The sequence below is a fragment of the Grimontia sp. NTOU-MAR1 genome (assembly GCF_035758505.1).
GTDB classification, from domain to species: Bacteria; Pseudomonadota; Gammaproteobacteria; order Enterobacterales; family Vibrionaceae; genus Enterovibrio; species Enterovibrio marinus.
Map to the genome: position 1 here is coordinate 1,651,646 of NZ_CP142108.1, position 16,312 is coordinate 1,667,957.

Below are 16,312 nucleotides of genomic sequence, written 5' to 3' on the forward strand. Positions count from 1 at the left end.
TTAAGTGCTTAATAATTGATGAAAAATATGTAGGGATGCCGACAGAATTTAATTTCAGAAACGCAGGACAGTTACTAAAGTGTAAAAAGACAATAGCTCTAGTTTAAGAGAGAATATCAGCACAAAAAACCAAAGTTATTAGTAAACCTAATAAGAGCTAAAGAATCTTGAAAAAGCAGAGGAAATTTCATCGTTTTATGCACTATGAAGCTTATATAAACGATGAAACTCCCTCGGATTTGAGTTCCAGAATGGTGCTTAAAGGAGAGTTTCAACCAGATCTGCGAGTGCTTCAAAGGTCGGTTTGCGGCTCGAAGTAGGACGCCAGACCAGACCAATTTCGCGGTAAGCCTCCCTCCCTGGTGGCTCCATCACCACCAAATCGAGATTATCGATGAGGCCGTGATTGATCGCCATTTGAGGAATAAACGTCGTACCGAGGCCATTCGCCACCATCTGCACCAGCGTGTGAAGACTGGTCGCGGTAAAAGGATTGATTTTCTCTGTGCTTGCCAACTGGCAGGCCGAGACTGCGTGGTCTGTCAGGCAATGTTCTCGCTCCAACAGAAATACCGACTCATCCGGCAGGTCAGAATAGTGAATAGGGAAAGGCATCCCTTCCGCCTGAGCACTGTTCAGCACCATCTTGAAAGCGTCTTTCCCGACGATACGGCTTTGCATGCTGCCAATTTCGACCGGCATCGCCAAAATAAGCACATCCATCTCACCACTTTTCAGTGCCATCAACAGATTTGCAGTGGTGTCTTCACGAAGCAGCAAATCGAGTTCAGGAAAACGCTGATTCACTGCCTGTACCAAGTCACAGAGAAGAAAGGGCGCTATAGTCGGAATACAGCCTACACGCAGCTTGCCATGCATCGGGCCTTCACTGACTTGGGTCAGCTCCATTAAATCCTGACTACGTGCCAAGATTTCCCGACTTCGACACACCACATCTACACCAATAGCCGAAAATACCAGAGTTTTGTTATCTCGCTCAATAAGCTGAGAGCCAATCAGATCTTCAAGGTTCTGAATGCCGGAACTTAGTGTAGACTGACTGACGAAACACTGTTTGGCCGCCTCACCGAAATGGCGCGTCTCATACAGTGTGACCAAGTAGTGGAGCTGTTTGAGAGAAGGGAATTTATTCATCGATTTTTCCGATTGTATTAATCTGTTTATTTCACTTCTTCCAACTTATCACTTCCACTATAGTTTGTCCCGTTCATTGATGAATCAAGGCATTAATGCCCGAAAATTAGACATTTTAGGAGCTGAGAAATGTTACTATTAGGCCGTCACGCCCCAGATTTCACTGCAGCAGCAGTACTTGGCAATGGTGAAATCGTAGATAACTTCAACCTGAAAGATTTTACCAAAGGTAAGAAAGCGGTTGTGTTCTTCTACCCACTGGATTTTACTTTCGTATGTCCATCTGAGTTGATCGCTTTTGACAAGCGTTACTCGGACTTTAAAGAGAAAGGCGTTGAAGTTATTGGCGTTTCCATCGACTCTCAGTTTACTCATAACGCATGGCGCAACACGTCTGTCGAAGACGGTGGCATCGGACCTGTAAAATACCCACTGGTCGCAGACGTTAAGCACGAAATCTGTAATGCTTACGGCGTTGAGCACCCAGAAGCTGGTGTTGCTTTCCGTGCTTCTTTCCTGATTGACGAAGAAGGTGTGGTACGTCACCAGGTTGTTAACGATCTGCCACTGGGCCGTAACGTCGACGAGATGCTGCGCATGGTTGACGCACTGAACTTCCACCTAATGAACGGTGAAGTTTGTCCAGCACAGTGGAAAAAAGGTAAGGCTGGCATGCAAGCGTCTCCAGACGGTGTTGCATCTTTCCTGGCTAACCACACTGACGACCTGTAATAGTTGACAGCTGCGCGCGCAGTTTCCCCCTAAACGCGTAAGCGTAAAGCCAAAGTCAGCGATAAAATAGAACGAGGCCCGGACCACCGGGCCCTTTTAGTATTTAAGCCTCAGTGGTTGGTGATGTAATCACCTCTCGAAAAAGCCCGCACTTTTGAGTTCCAAAAGGACTTTATAGGGCCTACTCTTAACCAACTTTTACCAAACTTTTACACCCTCCCATCTTCTATTCCAACAGCAACTCATTGATGATGAATGCACGAAATTCAGGGAGTGTTGTATGTCTGTTTTGGTTGAAGTGTGCATTGATAGTATTGAATCCCTTTCTATTGCCGAGCGAGCAGGCGCAAAGCGTATTGAGCTTTGTAGTTCGCTGGCGACAGGTGGCCTGACAGCAAGTGCGGGTTACATGAAAGCCGCGATGCGTGTGGCGGGCATTCCGGTTTACGGCATTATCCGACCCCGTGAAGGCGACTTCCTTTATTCGGGTGATGATGTAGACATCATGCTCGAAGACATTCACACCGCTAAACAGGCAGGCCTTAACGGCGTGGTGATCGGTGCGCTGCAGGCTGACGGAAAAATTGATGAGACCATCGTCGGCGACATGATTAAAGCTGCCTCCGGCATAGGCATCACTTTCCACCGCGCGATTGACCACTGCTCAGCCCCGTTCGATGCCCTGGAGTTTCTGATGGCGCACAAAGTAGAACGCATCCTCACTTCCGGTCTTGCCAAGCGCGCAGAAGACGGCATAGATAAGCTGAAAGACATGGTGGCCTTCACCCAAGGTCGACTCTCTATCATGCCGGGCGCCGGTGTCTCGCCGGATAACGTAAAACGCATTGTCCAAGCCACAGGCGTCAGCGAAATTCACCTCTCCGGTAAAACCACCCGCCAATCCCATATGGCTTTCCAGAACGAAAACGCCACCATGGGCAACGGTGACGATTTCGCTATCACAGTCACCAACCCGGACACCATCAAAGCGACACTGGCTGCGCTCTCTTCTTAAGCCTGATTTCCCAAGCCTGATCGAGCCTCGCACTTTTCCGAAAGGGGGATTGAAATCATCCTCCTTTCTTTTTTAGGGTGGCAGGACAAACCCGAGGAAAAGGACGTGGCACATGGCGAGCGAAGATAAAAACCAGCCAACGAAAAAGAAGAAAGGGAAACTCAGCAGCGAAGCCTACGAGAACAAACTCGCTGAGCTACAGACGGAACTCGTCAAACTTCAGGAATGGGTCAAACTCAAAGGCCTGAAAGTGGTCGTCGTCTTCGAAGGGCGCGATGCCGCGGGTAAAGGCGGCGTAATAAAGCGCATTACCGAAAAGCTCAACCCGCGAGTCTGCCGCATTGTCGCGCTGGATAAGCCCACCGAGCGCGAACGCACCCAATGGTATTTCCAACGCTACGTTTCGCATCTACCAGCCGCAGGCGAAATCGTCCTGTTTGACCGGAGTTGGTATAACCGTGCGGGCGTAGAGCGCGTGATGGGCTTTTGCAGCGACGAGCAATACGACGAGTTCATGCGCACCTGCCCCGAATTCGAGCGTATGCTGCAACGCTCCGGCATTATCCTGTTGAAATACTGGTTCTCAGTGTCTGATGAAGTGCAGGAAAAACGCTTTAAAGAACGCATCGATACCCCGATCAAACGCTGGAAGTTCAGCCCGATGGATTTGGAGTCCCGAAGCCGCTGGAAAGAATACAGCGAAGCGAAAGACAAAATGTTCTCCTACACAGACACCAAAGAATCCCCATGGTGGGTGGTGGAAGCCGACAACAAAAAGCGGGCGCGCCTGAACTGTATTTCCCATCTTCTCTCCAGCATTCCGTATCAAGCCATCAGCTATGACACCATCGATCTGCCGGAGATCAACAAAGAGGGCTATGTCCGTGTGCCGCTCGAAAGCCAAAGCTTTGTGCCGGATGTGACCGACGAGTGATAAGCCAATAAACGCATCACCCCAAAAGCGCAGCCGATAAAAGCTGCGCTTTCTGTCATGAAAATACACCTCATAGACTACCTTTCCAGACAGCGTCAAAACTTCGTAAACCCCTGTAATAACGCCATAGAAACGTCATCACTGTGCATTCACTACCAATTCGTTCTGATGAACTGAGGGGCTACTTCAAATAACGGATTTTCTCGCTCACTCACCCGATAACTCCCTCTATATATTCCGCCCCCAGTTTCAACAACCACAACGACGACAATGATCAAGAAACAATTAGCCTGCCTTATTCCGGCATTGCTCGCTGGGGCAAGCTACTCAACAGCCTTCGCCAGCACACCAAGCTCTCAAACCGTTTACTTCAACCAGAAATCCCTGCCTTCAGATACCCAAGGCTCACTGGCTGCCAGCGTCAGCATGGCGCAGAGCGTGATCATGCCAACCCTCCACGGCATCGAAGGCGATCGCCAGCCGCATCTGGTCGCACTGCGTAAAGCACTGTTGATCGTTGAGCCTCACGCCACTCGAGCGCTTCAAAACAGCGACATCGCCGTGGTGGTGAAAAACAGCCAGGGCGAAGAAGTGCACCGTACCACCCTGCTGCCACCTTCGGCCCAACCAAAACCTGCGGGTCAGATTGATATCGACATCGACATTGTCGTGCCAGAAACCTACGCCCACCGCATCTCGTCACAACAGGCTATTGATGCCATCGCCTATGAATCCGGCAAGGACGCTTTCAAAGCGCTGCTGACCGAGCATGACACCCTCGAAATCGCCACCAGCAACGGCAACTTTGCCTACGACTTTATGCTGCCGGAAAGCGCAGAACTCGACGGCAAGATCGTCACCATCTCCTCACAGGCCGGATACAATTCACGCATTCACTACACCCACGGCTCAGACACGCTCTCAAACGGTAACCGCTTTACCTACAACAACGTCGGCGGAAAATGGTTTGCCCAGTCTGACGCGGATTACGGCAAGCTCGCCTACAGCGACAACGCCTACACGGCGGTTTTGCCCGCAGAAGTGATTGAGCCGGGCTTCAGCCTGACACTCAGCAATGGCCATCAGGAAGGTGTGGTCGAAGGCATTAAAGTTGGCGCTAACACCACACTGATCCTTAACGCCGTCGATGTGGGTCTGCTAACGCCACCGCGCGGTGAATTTCGCTTTATGAGCGATGAGAAACTGCACCGCGACTACTTCCAGTCTGTGCAGATCAGCAAGCTTATCGTGAATCCATACGCACCCATCCATCTCGAAGAAATCATGCTGCCGGATGGCCGCCTTCTGGTTGACGTAGACCCAAGCAAAGCAGACGCTTACGGCAGTGACTCCCACTACCGCATAGCCCGTGAACTGATTTCCGCTGGCATCAACAGCGCCAACTACGGCGTGAACAGCCATGACGTGATGAACGGCTCTCAATGGAACATCAGCGCGCCTTACCACGCGGCCCAAGTGACGGTGAACAACTCACGGGGCAACTACAGCGATGGCATTATCAATCACGGTTTGCTCGGCTCTTATGCCGGTGTCGCGTCAGTGGTCAGCTCAACAGGCAATGAATTCAGCCACGAAGTCGGCCATGAGTTTGGGGCTGGCACCCATGCAGAAGCTCACTATCTGGGCGGATTCAAAGGCTCAGTGCATAACAGCTCCACCAATATCAACTCCACCTGGGGCTGGGATCTGTTTGAAAACCGCTTCCTGCCGAACCTCAGCAAAGCGCGAACCAATGGTTCCTCCTGCTACGAAGGCGAATGCGCAGAACCTTTCAACGGACACAGTTTCGGCTGGGGCACCATGGCGGGTGGCTGGCCGCTGCACCCGGCAGGCAATGAATACACACTGCACACCCCTTACGAGCTGAACGTGTTCCAACATTTCATGGAAGGCAAAGCGAGCTTTGATCCTGCCTCCCCAACCGGATTCAGCAAATGGGATGCAGAAAGCCAGACCATGCAGCCATGGGACAACAGCGTGAAGGACGATCTCGCCTTTAACATTGTCACCATCAGCGACAACAACACCCTGAACGAGTTTGGCGCGGAAAGCCGCAAATTCCACGAACTGTTTGAGAACGCAGACGCCGTTCGCATCAACACAGGAAACGGCTACTGGGCGCGTGATTTCTACCTGCCGACAGACCAAAGCTATGAAGGCAAAGTGGTGGTGTTCCGCTCATCAGCAGGCTACAACTCCCACATTCACGTTAACGGTGGATCCCAGCTTCTGGTGAACGGCACCAAATACGCATACCGCTTTGAAGCGGTTCAGTGGGTGGAAGTCGAAAAAGACATCATCGACAAAACCGTGCCGCGCATTCCTGAAAAACAGGGCGTAGCCGTGACCACACTGGTGGGTTACTACGACCCAAGCAACACACTGCCAAGCTACATCTACCCCGCCCTGCATGGTGCATATGGCGCCGTGTATGCCGATAACTTCACCGCATCGTCGTGCCAGTTGGACGTGCTCATCCAGCAAGGCGGCACCCAGCGCTTCAACCTGCACAACCGACGCTTTAAAGAAGGCTTGATGAACCGCTTCCACGTGAATGTGGAAACCGCGCTCAACCCTTACCGCGCAGAGCTTTACTGCAACGATAAACTGCTTGCCGATATCGCGATTACCGCGCCGACGGTGGAACTCAAAGCTGGCATCGTCACCACAGAGCTTGGCGAAGCGCCGACCCTGTCAGGTGTGACAAACGTGACCCTGCAACAGGGCGATAGCTTTGATGCACTGCAAGGCGTAAGCGCGTTTGATAAAGAAGATGGCGACATCACCGCCAACATCCGCGTTTCCGGTGATGTCGATACCCAAACACCGGGCGATTATCAGCTGAGCTACAAAGTCACCGACAGCGAAGGCCAGACAGCGTCAGCCACCCGCACCATCACGGTCGAAGCCAGCGCCACATGCATTGCCAACTGGGAGAAAAACCGTGTGTATGTGGGTGGCGATAAAGTCTCGCACCACGGCGTGGTATGGCTGGCCGCGTGGTGGACCAAAGGCGAAGAGCCGGGCAACACGGGCGAATGGGGCGTTTGGAAACAAACCAACGACGAGAGCTGTGGCGGCGCTAACCCAGCCAAACCCAGAGCCAACACCCGATCCGGACCCAGAAGTGACACCGCCACTACCGGGGGAATACCCAAATTACACACCGGGCGCAGCCTATCAGGAAGGTGCCATTGTAAAAGGTCAGGACGGCAAGCTATACCAATGCAAGCCATGGCCAAACTCAGGCTGGTGCTCTAACCCAAGCTACGCGCCAGGTAAAACACCGTTCTGGCAAGATGCCTGGAACCTGCTGAAGTCATACCAATCGTAGTCAATATCCGCTCATCCTAGCTTGTGCGGGCTTCAATAAAAAAAAGCGGTGGCCAATGACCACCGCTTTTCTCTTTGTTCTTATCTATATTCTTATCCGCATTCTTCTTCACTTTCTTACACGAAAGCGAAGCGCTGATTTACTCGCCTTTACGCAGCGGGTTCACCTTCCCACCTGTGACCGGGTCAGATTTCCCTTCCGCTTTCATACGCTCTGCGCGACGGCGGCGGATTTCTTTCGGGTCTGCCACCAACGGGCGGTAGATTTCAATGCGGTCGCCGTCATGCACCGTCGCATCCAGTTTCACCAGACGACTGAACACACCGACTTTATTCTTCTTCAGGTCGATTTCAGGGTACGCATCCAAAATACCCGAGTGGCTGATAATTTCTTCCACCGGCGTATCTGGCGTCACAATCGCCTTAAAAACACGTTGCTCATCCGGCAACCCATACATTACTTCAATATGCAGTAACTTACCGTCACTCATAAATGTCTCTCGCCCTGTCGGTGAAAGCCTTCACCATATTCACCGCCAGCTCGTTAAAGACTTTTCCGAACGCCATTTCCACCAAACCGTTGGTGAACTCAAAATCCAGATTCAGCTCGATTTTGCACGCATCCGTATCCAAAGACGTAAAATGCCAGCCACCCACCAGTTTCCGGAAAGGGCCATCCACCAGTTCCATTTTAATTTGCTGACCGTTTACCAGCAGATTGCGCGTGGTAAAGGTTTTGCGGATACCGGCTTTCGACACATCCACCGACGCGGTCATCGCACTGTCATTGGCTTCCAGCACGCGCGAACCGGCACACCCCGGTAAAAACGAAGGGTAAGCTTCAACATCATTAACAAGTTCAAACATCTGCTCTGCACTATACGGCACCAACGCAGAACGGGTAATACGCGGCATAGCGTCTCCTCTCAGGTCGATTCCGGCATCATATCACCAGACCGTATTTTTCCCCAAATTCCTTCAACGTGCCTCCAAACCGCACAAACGGCAACGAACAGGTACACCCGGAAACACCGCCATCGACGGTTTATGGAGCCGGGCGCCTGAAAATCCGATAAAAACTTGTTTCGCCCACCATAACCACTACGTATAATGCCGCCATTATGGTAAAGAAAAACGCAAAGAATAAGGCGGGCAGCAACACGATTGCTCAGAACCGCCAGGCTCGCCACGAATACTTCATCGAAGACGATATTGAGGTAGGGCTAGAGCTACAAGGCTGGGAAGTGAAATCACTCCGTGCAGGCAAAGCCAACATCAGCGAGAGCTACGTGTTCTTCCGCAATGGTGAAGCTTTCATGTCTGGCGCGACCATCACTCCGCTGAACGTTGCTTCTACACACGTAGTGGCAGACCCAACACGCGTGCGAAAACTGCTGCTCAAGCGTCGTGAACTCGACAACTTGATTGGTAAAGTGAACCGCGAAGGTTACACAGTTATCGCGCTTTCCATGTACTGGAAACAGTCGTGGGCTAAACTTAAGATTGGTCTGGCGAAAGGTAAAAAACTTCATGACAAACGTGATGCTTCTAAAGATCGCGATTGGCAGCGCGACAAAGCGCGAATCATGAAGCACTCAACCAGATAATCGTTGACGCAGCAGCATGTTATGCTAGTATCTGCGTCCACATTCCGGGGCTGATTCAGGATTCGACAGGATCAAGAAGGCTCGTGGAGCATGCCGAGGGGCGGTTGGCCTCGTAAAAAGCCGCAAAAAAATAGTCGCAAACGACGAAAACTACGCACTAGCAGCTTAATAACCTGCTCAGAGCCTGCCCTCCCTAGCCTCCGCCTGTAGGACGGGGAATCAGGGCAGTCAAACCCAATCAGGATAGCGAGGGAAGCTTTGACCGAAGAGCTGAACCGCGAAATAGAATTTCGGTATGTCTTTTTGTAGCGTGTCTATTCGCAGCACACTGACGAGATTAAAGATAGACTAAGCATGTAGCGCCATTAGTTAGACTGATTTTGGACGCGGGTTCAACTCCCGCCAGCTCCACCAAACGTTTGGGAAAGCGCCAACTCGAAAGGGTTGGCGCTTTTTTAATATCTAAACCCCTGAGCCAGTACCTATTTATGACAAACTGCTCACACTTATGTTGATTAATATCCCTTTCAGGGGATATTGGTTTGCATATACCCAGTAAGGGATATAAGTTTAAATATACCGTGTAGGGGATAAGAAATAATATATCCGCAGCAAGGGATATATTATTTCACGTAGATGGAGGGTTGTGATGATTTACAGTCCGCAGCAATTAGCCAATCACTTAAAGTTACTCCGGACCAGGCATAAACTTACACAAGCCGAGCTTGCTCAACGCGTCGGTCTAAAACAAGCCACCCTCTCTAACTTTGAGAACCATCCAGACACCACACAGCTCAAAACCGTTTTCAAGATCATCCAAGCATTGGGTGTGAAAATGGAAATAAGCACTGAAGTGCACCCTGTGCAAAATCACTCGGATGAAGAGGTGTGGTGATGGAAAAGCTTGTGACATATATGAATGGAGAGCGTGTTGGCGAGTTCATTAAACTGACCAACGGCGCACACGAATTCCAATATTGTGCGCAGTGGCTTGAAAATCCAAAAGGGAGGCCACTTTCCCTTTCATTGCCCCTTCAGTTTAAAAAACATACCTCCAGCCACGTTATCAATTACTTTGACAATCTGCTGCCTGATCTCAACGAAATCCGTGACCGCATTTTAGCGAGATATAAAGCCGACTCACGTCAAGCGTTCGACCTTTTAAAACAAGTTGGCAAAGACAGCGTAGGCGCAATATCTCTGCACACAGCAGACGATAAACCTCATGTTCAGCAACTTGATTATGAGCCGCTCAGCAAGTCGCGATTAAAGAAAGTGCTCAGTGCATATCAGTCCAAGATCCCGCTTGGCATGTTAGACGACGAAGACGATTTTCGTATCTCCATCGCGGGCGCGCAGGAAAAAACAGCACTACTCAAAATAGGTAACGACTGGTGCATACCGAAAGGTTCAACGCCTACTTCACACATCATCAAGCTGCCTATTGGCGAAATTCAACAACCCAACGCAACACTGGACATGACCGACAGCGTTGAGAACGAGTTTATCTGTTTGAAGCTTGCAAAGGCGCTTGGTTTTGCGGTTCCTGATGCTGAAATCATTCACTGCAATAACGTTAAAGCGCTGGCCGTTGAGCGTTTCGACAGGCGCTGGTCAAAAGACAACACGTGGATTTTGCGTTTACCGCAGGAAGACATGTGCCAAGCGTTCGGCAAACCTTCTGCGATTAAATACGAAAGTGATGGCGGTGTTGGCGTAAAAGAAATCATGCAGCTGCTATTAGGTTCAAGTAACGCACTGGCCGACCGCGCTGCGTTTATGCGTTTTTTAGTCTTCCAATGGCTGATAGGCGCAACCGATGGACATGCCAAAAACTTCTCTATCTTTATTGGTGCTGGCGGCACATACCAGCTTACTCCCTTCTACGACATTATCTCCGCCTACCCCATTGTTGGCGGAAAAGGGCTCCACATCAAATCACTAAAACTCGCCATGGGCCTGAAAGCAAGCAAAGGGAAAAAGTACAAGCTAGACAAAATCTACCCTCGCCATTTCCTCGCAACAGCCAAGGAAGTCGGATTCAGCAAAATACAAATGCAAGAAATCATGGATGGGCTGGCTGGGGCGTTACCCAAAGCGATCGAGCAGGTCAAACAACAGCTACCGCCCGAATTTCCAGCACATATTGCAGATGCGATCTTTGAGGGGGCTTTAAAGATGGTGGCGCGGTTGGAATCGCAAGATGCTTACTGACCAAGCAACAACTCATCTAAAGATAGTCATCAACATGGGGAATTCACCGCGAGCAAAACGGCCCACTGTCGACACGCCGCATCCACCGTTTGCCGCCGCAACATGTCATGCTAGTATCTGCGTCCACATTACGTGGCTAATTCAGGATTCGACAGGATCAAGAAGGCTCGTGGAGCATGCCGAGGGGCGGTTGGCCTCGTAAAAAGCCGCAAAAAAATAGTCGCAAACGACGAAAACTACGCACTAGCAGCTTAATAACCTGCTCAGAGCCTGCCCTCCCTAGCCTCCGCCTGTAGGACGGGGAATCAGGGCAGTCAAACCCAATCAGGATAGCGAGGGAAGCTTTGACCGAAGAGCTGAACCGCGAAATAGAATTTCGGTATGTCTTTTTGTAGCGTGTCTATTCGCAGCACACTGACGAGATTAAAGATAGACTAAGCATGTAGCGCCATTAGTTAGACTGATTTTGGACGCGGGTTCAACTCCCGCCAGCTCCACCAAACGTTTGGGAAAGCGCCAACTCGAAAGGGTTGGCGCTTTTTTGTTTATATAAACAAGCAGCCAGAGGCAGTCTCTCAGTAACTGGAACTAAGTCACTCTGTTCCTTTCAAATCAAAGATCCATCCCAGCACCATTATGCTTCAACCAAGAAACATGTTTTTGGTAGTCCGGCATAATTTTATCGACGAGGTTCCAAAAAGCAGCACTATGATTGCGCTCAATGCGATGTGCTAGCTCATGCACCACGATGTAATCCAGAACTGCGAGTGGGGCCATCAGGCAACGCCAATGAAAGTTCAGGTCCCCTTTGGGTGAACAGGAGGCCCAGTGGTGCTGAAGCTCCATGACTCGGATTGCACGATAATCCACTCCCAGCTTTGGGGCGAAGTGCTCTACCCGTTTACTAATGCGAGATAGCCCTTTGGTGCGATAGAAATATTTGAACAGCTCGCTACCATATTCCGCTTTATCACGGCGCATCAGGAAATAACCATTTTTCAGGATCAAGTCTTCTTTCTGCTCGTCTACCAGCTTTAAGCGATAATTACAGCCCAAGTAGGGGAAGCCTTCACCGCTAACGAACTCTCGCTCGACCTTGGTGCGGTTAAGATCTTCCCACTCAGCAAGGTTGCGATAAATCCAACTGCGCTTTTCCTCAACGATGCTCTCTACTTTTTCAATATCGTAGCTTTCAGGCGCAAGCACAGTAACATTCCCATCCCGTTCGATAAGAATGCTGGTGGTCTTTCGCTTGCTCTGTTTCAAACTGTATTTGATATCTTTGTATTGCATTAGTGATGCTTTTTCTTATCTTACTTTGGTGAATTGCGGTTACGCAGTTGCTTTAGTGCGTCATCTACTAAGCTTTGCTCTTCAGTGCGCGAAATTCCGTAGTTCGCTTCATCAACTCCCCGTTCGGCGCGATTTCGCTCTACCATCGCTGGTAGCTCAGATTTGATACGCTCCCCTTTTGCAGCCATGTTTTTGATAGGCTGGCGACCTTTCAATGCGGTAGTTTTGATAACGTCATAAATGAAATTAGACATCACCCCAACAGTTACTCCAAAGATGAAGCTACCTTGCGCTGTTTCCTTCAATGCAACAATCGGCCTTTCCTCTAAATCTGGTAAAGAGAGCTCTGATTGAATTGTGAGGATAATATCGACCAATGCTTCACGAACGTCATCGGCAAACAAATTAAACTGTTTTCGAACCTCATACGGCAGTGTTGAACGATCTTCTTCGTTCTCTACATAATTGATGTCAGTAGCGACCTTTATCAACGCTAGCTCGTAGAAACTCTCATATTGCTCCAACTCTTGAGCTAGGTATAAATCAACACCATCCAAGTCATATTTCAGCATTGAGAGATCTGGTTCTTCGCTGATTTGTTTTTGTAACGCTTCAGGAGCAATCGCACGGAGCTTTTCGATAATTTCATCGATACGCTCATTCAGCGCCTGTTCAGATAGAATTAACAATTCCCTCCTTCGCGCTAATGCCACTACTTCAGTTGTCAGTTGTTCACTTAGTTCACTCAATTGAGGTACGCCACTCAGTAAGAAGCGCATTTCAACTTTCCCTTCGAGCTCCGAAATCAAATCTTCGCGTTCCCAGAAATCTAAGCTGCCAATATTCTCGCCAAGATCTTCCATAACGGCTTCGACACAGGCTTTTACCTTATCGTATGGCTTTATTGGTTCGCCGTCTTGAAATGCCTTTTGGACAATCAAATCAAAGAACGGATCCGATACTTTGGCGTTGGGGCCGCGTCCCGCGTCGATTTCATCTCGCAAAGCACTCAGCTCTAGGATCATCTTTTCCCAGTTGCCAGAGTGCTTTTTGATTATCTCATCCAGCTTCTCACTCATTTTTTTGTGGAAGACAGGGTCATCGTCCGCATTGACTTTGCAGTGCTTACGAATGGCGTGTTCCATCTCACTCGCTTGCGCTTGTAAATCCGGCTCTTTACCCATGTGCGTCATGAACGCATCACTGAACAGATCAATCGGCTTAATTTTAGGGTTGATGCCCAGGCTGATAAGATGCTCGTTCACAAGGTGGCGAATTTTTGCGCCCACGCCTTGGAAGCTCATACTGTCATCTTGGTAACGCTGGCGCGCTTTCGCTTGAATATGTACAAACTGGTACATCGGCGTTTTATAAGGGTCCGCCAATGAGTTAGGCATGATGATGTCCATGCTTTGAAGGAACTTCTTCAAGAACACGTTAAAACTGTCACGCTGGCGAGGGTCTTCTAAAACTGCGATCGCTTGAAGTTGAACTTGATAGTGCTCATCGACACTAAGCTTCTGGTTCACAAACGCTTCGATGTTGTGAACCTTGAGTTCGGTAAACAACTGAAGCAATCGGCGATAACGGCTTTCCAAAACCGGCACTTCGCTATCAATATTTTGCAAGCTTTCCAGAATGTCATCTTGGTCATCCTGCGAGTACATTGACAGCGCATCTCTCAGGTGATGAGCCAGACCAATGTAATCAACGATATAACCGCGTTTTTTCTCCTTTGCGGTTCGGTTTACACGGGCAATGGTTTGCAGCAAGTTATGCTCTCGCAGCTTTTTATCGAGGTACATCACCTGTTCAATAGGCGCATCGAAGCCCGTTAACAGCATGTCGCAGACAATCAAGAAAGCAACGCCAGTATTTGGCTTGCTGTGATCAAACTTCTTCTTGAAGCTCTCGACGGCTTTTATCTCTTTGGCCTGCTTTCTGGCATAGGTGAATGACGCGGCTTCATTGGTGTCATCACTGGAGATCACGACTGCCGTTTTCAAAAACTCAAGGCGTTCAAGCCAGGCCTTGTCGATACATTGCTCTGGCTGCTTTTTGTATCGCTCGATTTCTTTCGCCAGTGCCTTTTCAATGTAGGTTTGGTAATGAATCGCAGCTTGCTTAGAAGAGCACACCACCTGAGCTTTAAAGCCTGCAGGCAAAATCTGCCGTATGTAGTGTTTTACTAGGTCCTCAGCAATTTCCTCAATGCGCTTTTCTGCTTCAAGAATATCCCCTTCCGCACCATACTTTTTACGGATCTCTCTTAGTTCTTCTTCCGTTCTATCCGCAAAGAGATCTTCAAATTTGGTATCAAACCCCGCTTTATCGTAGATCGCGCTGTCAGCGGTTTTACCTTCGTAGAGGATTTTTAACGTGGCACCATCATCGACCGCATCCTGAAGCTTATATTTGTCGATATAGGCTTTTTCTTGGCTAACGCCAAAACGCTTCCAGGTTGGATATGTGTGATGGTCAGCGATAAGCGGCGTTCCTGTGAATGCCACTCGAGTTGATTTTGGGAAAGCATCAAACAGGTTGTCTGAAAGGCTGGGGCGGTCTTTGCCGCCTCGCTGGGTGCGGTGCGCTTCATCCACCAAGATCAATACTTTTTCACCAGCGTTGATCACGCCGAAAGGTCGATGCATAACAATCTCTGCATCAAAGTCAGCTTCTAGCTCTTCAATGCGCTCTACATCGCCCGCTTCTTTTGCTTCTGCGAGATGCTTAGATAAGAGCTTACGAACAGATTCCGGCAGGAAACTGCTGTCTTGCTCGCGGAACTTATGCACCATCACCATATTGGTGTTCGAGGTATCGCTGGCCAGCTTCTCTTTCGCATCCTTGGTGCTCTTGATCTCAACAACCGTATCACCAATTAACGCGGCGGTATTGGTCAGTTGCTCTTCAAGATCACTCCGGTCGTTGACCATCAGTACCTTGTAACTTTTCAGGTCTGGATGGCGACGAAGCTTTCGAACTAGGAACACCATAGTCAGGCTTTTTCCGCTTCCCTGGGTGTGCCACACCACACCGGAGCGTTGAATGCCGGTTTCGCCTTGCTCCATACGCTCAATGATTTTCTGCACCGCGCGAAACTGCTGGTAACGGCAAATCACTTTTACACGTGGGCCGTTGTCGGTATCCATAAACAGGGTAAAACAACGGGTAATATCAAGCAGCCGTTTGGGGTGGAGCATACCCTGGACCAGCTTTTCCTGGCTCCGATGGGTGCCAATTTCCGGTGCTCTATAGGACTCAGTATCGGGGTAGATGGTTTTCCAGTTGAAGTAGTAATCTTCATTTGAGGTGATGGTGCCCACTTTGCAATCATCACCGTAGGTGCTGATCATCAACTGATTAGTAAAGAACAGAGCAGGTTCACCTTCGCGCAGTTTACTGTGTTCGGGCTCGCGCAAGTCTGCATAGCGGCGTAATTGGTCAATACCTGCTGCCATTGGGTTAGAGCAATGCTGAGACTGCTCTTTACACTCAATCACCACCAGCGGCAGGCCGTTGACGAACAATACAATGTCTGGGCGTATGTGTTCTTTACCTAACCCTGGGGTATCAACGCGGAACTGGTTGATGGCAGTGAACGTGTTGTTTTCCCAATTATCAAAGTCAATCAGCTTAACAACCGGGTCTTCTTCGCCGGTCAGTTCGTTGCGATCAAGCTGCCATTTGTGGAGACGGCCAATAAACTCTTCATTGGCCGCCAGTAATTTGTGAGTACCAAAGTCGGTGACATCATCCTGCAAAACATCGAGTTGGCTATCCGTCAGCCAGGGCTTACCGTCATCAGTGGTGTTGATACGGTGCACCGCAGTTTTAAAAATGTCTTTTAAGATGACTTCACGAAAAGAGCTGCGAAAGCTGGTTGTCGGGTCGGTAGGCACACCTTGCCCTAAATCCGTCACATCCCAGCCCATGCTTTTAAGCTGGTTTAGCAGCGGCTTTTCAACCAATTGGTACTCTGACATTGTTTGATATCCTTATTGCAGG

At 49.6% G+C, this 16,312-nt stretch carries 12 protein-coding genes and 2 other RNA genes; 9 read left to right on the forward strand and 5 right to left on the reverse strand.

What is annotated here, in order from left to right; genetic code table 11:
• Nucleotides 1–258: 258 nt before the first annotated feature.
• On the reverse strand, nt 259–1,155 hold the full coding sequence (locus VP504_RS07665; RefSeq protein WP_325893693.1) for a hydrogen peroxide-inducible genes activator: 897 nt from the start codon (nt 1,153–1,155) through the stop codon (nt 259–261).
• Between the two features lie 129 nt (nt 1,156–1,284).
• Between VP504_RS07665 and VP504_RS07670 the strand changes: the two genes are divergently transcribed.
• The 4 genes from VP504_RS07670 to VP504_RS07685 all read left to right on the forward strand — a co-directional run bounded on the left by VP504_RS07670 (nt 1,285) and on the right by VP504_RS07685 (nt 7,118).
• Entirely contained in the window at nt 1,285–1,887 is a 603-nt protein-coding gene (locus tag VP504_RS07670; protein WP_325893694.1) for a peroxiredoxin, read from the forward strand.
• Nucleotides 1,888–2,167: 280 nt separating this feature from the next.
• Nucleotides 2,168–2,902 carry a copper homeostasis protein CutC gene (locus VP504_RS07675; protein ID WP_325893695.1) on the forward strand — a complete coding sequence of 245 codons (735 nt, stop codon included), beginning with the start codon at nt 2,168–2,170 and terminating at the stop codon, nt 2,900–2,902.
• 112 nt (nt 2,903–3,014) lie between these two features.
• Entirely contained in the window at nt 3,015–3,836 is an 822-nt protein-coding gene (gene ppk2, locus VP504_RS07680; protein ID WP_325893696.1) for a polyphosphate kinase 2, read from the forward strand.
• Between the two features lie 270 nt (nt 3,837–4,106).
• Nucleotides 4,107–7,118 (forward strand): M66 family metalloprotease, encoded by a 3,012-nt coding sequence (locus tag VP504_RS07685; protein WP_442788902.1) that lies wholly within the window; start codon nt 4,107–4,109, stop codon nt 7,116–7,118.
• 212 nt (nt 7,119–7,330) lie between these two features.
• Here the strand turns inward: VP504_RS07685 and VP504_RS07690 are convergent, their stop codons facing one another.
• Together VP504_RS07690 and VP504_RS07695 are read right to left on the reverse strand one after the other, a co-directional pair.
• Nucleotides 7,331–7,681, reverse strand: a complete 351-nt coding sequence (locus VP504_RS07690) for an RnfH family protein (protein ID WP_325893698.1) — start codon at nt 7,679–7,681, stop codon at nt 7,331–7,333.
• A complete protein-coding gene (locus tag VP504_RS07695) occupies nt 7,674–8,105 on the reverse strand; it encodes an SRPBCC family protein (protein WP_062705132.1) in 432 nt (143 codons plus the stop codon). The genes VP504_RS07690 and VP504_RS07695 overlap by 8 nt, the downstream gene beginning before the upstream one ends.
• A 206-nt stretch (nt 8,106–8,311) precedes the next feature.
• On the opposite strand from VP504_RS07695, the gene smpB reads away from it, so the two are divergent.
• From smpB to ssrA (VP504_RS07720), 5 genes are all read left to right on the forward strand, one after another.
• Entirely contained in the window at nt 8,312–8,797 is a 486-nt protein-coding gene (gene smpB, locus VP504_RS07700) for an SsrA-binding protein SmpB (RefSeq protein WP_002536901.1), read from the forward strand.
• Between the two features lie 46 nt (nt 8,798–8,843).
• Nucleotides 8,844–9,211: a transfer-messenger RNA gene (gene ssrA, locus VP504_RS07705) on the forward strand.
• Between the two features lie 235 nt (nt 9,212–9,446).
• Complete coding sequence (gene hipB / locus VP504_RS07710) at nt 9,447–9,692, forward strand: type II toxin-antitoxin system antitoxin HipB (RefSeq protein WP_325893699.1); 246 nt, start codon at nt 9,447–9,449, stop codon at nt 9,690–9,692.
• Nucleotides 9,692–11,011, forward strand: a complete 1,320-nt coding sequence (locus VP504_RS07715) for a type II toxin-antitoxin system HipA family toxin (protein WP_325893700.1) — start codon at nt 9,692–9,694, stop codon at nt 11,009–11,011. The genes hipB and VP504_RS07715 overlap by 1 nt, the downstream gene beginning before the upstream one ends.
• Nucleotides 11,012–11,143: 132 nt before the next feature.
• Nucleotides 11,144–11,511, forward strand: a transfer-messenger RNA (tmRNA) gene (ssrA, locus tag VP504_RS07720).
• A 112-nt stretch (nt 11,512–11,623) separates the two neighbouring features.
• Here the strand turns inward: ssrA (VP504_RS07720) and VP504_RS07725 are convergent.
• Both VP504_RS07725 and VP504_RS07730 read right to left on the reverse strand, forming a co-directional pair.
• Nucleotides 11,624–12,304, reverse strand: a complete 681-nt coding sequence (locus VP504_RS07725) for a M48 family metallopeptidase (protein ID WP_188011930.1) — start codon at nt 12,302–12,304, stop codon at nt 11,624–11,626.
• A gap of 20 nt (nt 12,305–12,324) precedes the next feature.
• Nucleotides 12,325–16,290: a type I restriction endonuclease subunit R gene (locus VP504_RS07730; protein WP_325893701.1), complete on the reverse strand. Its 3,966-nt coding sequence runs from the start codon at nt 16,288–16,290 to the stop codon at nt 12,325–12,327.
• Between the last annotated feature and the right edge of the window lie 22 nt (nt 16,291–16,312).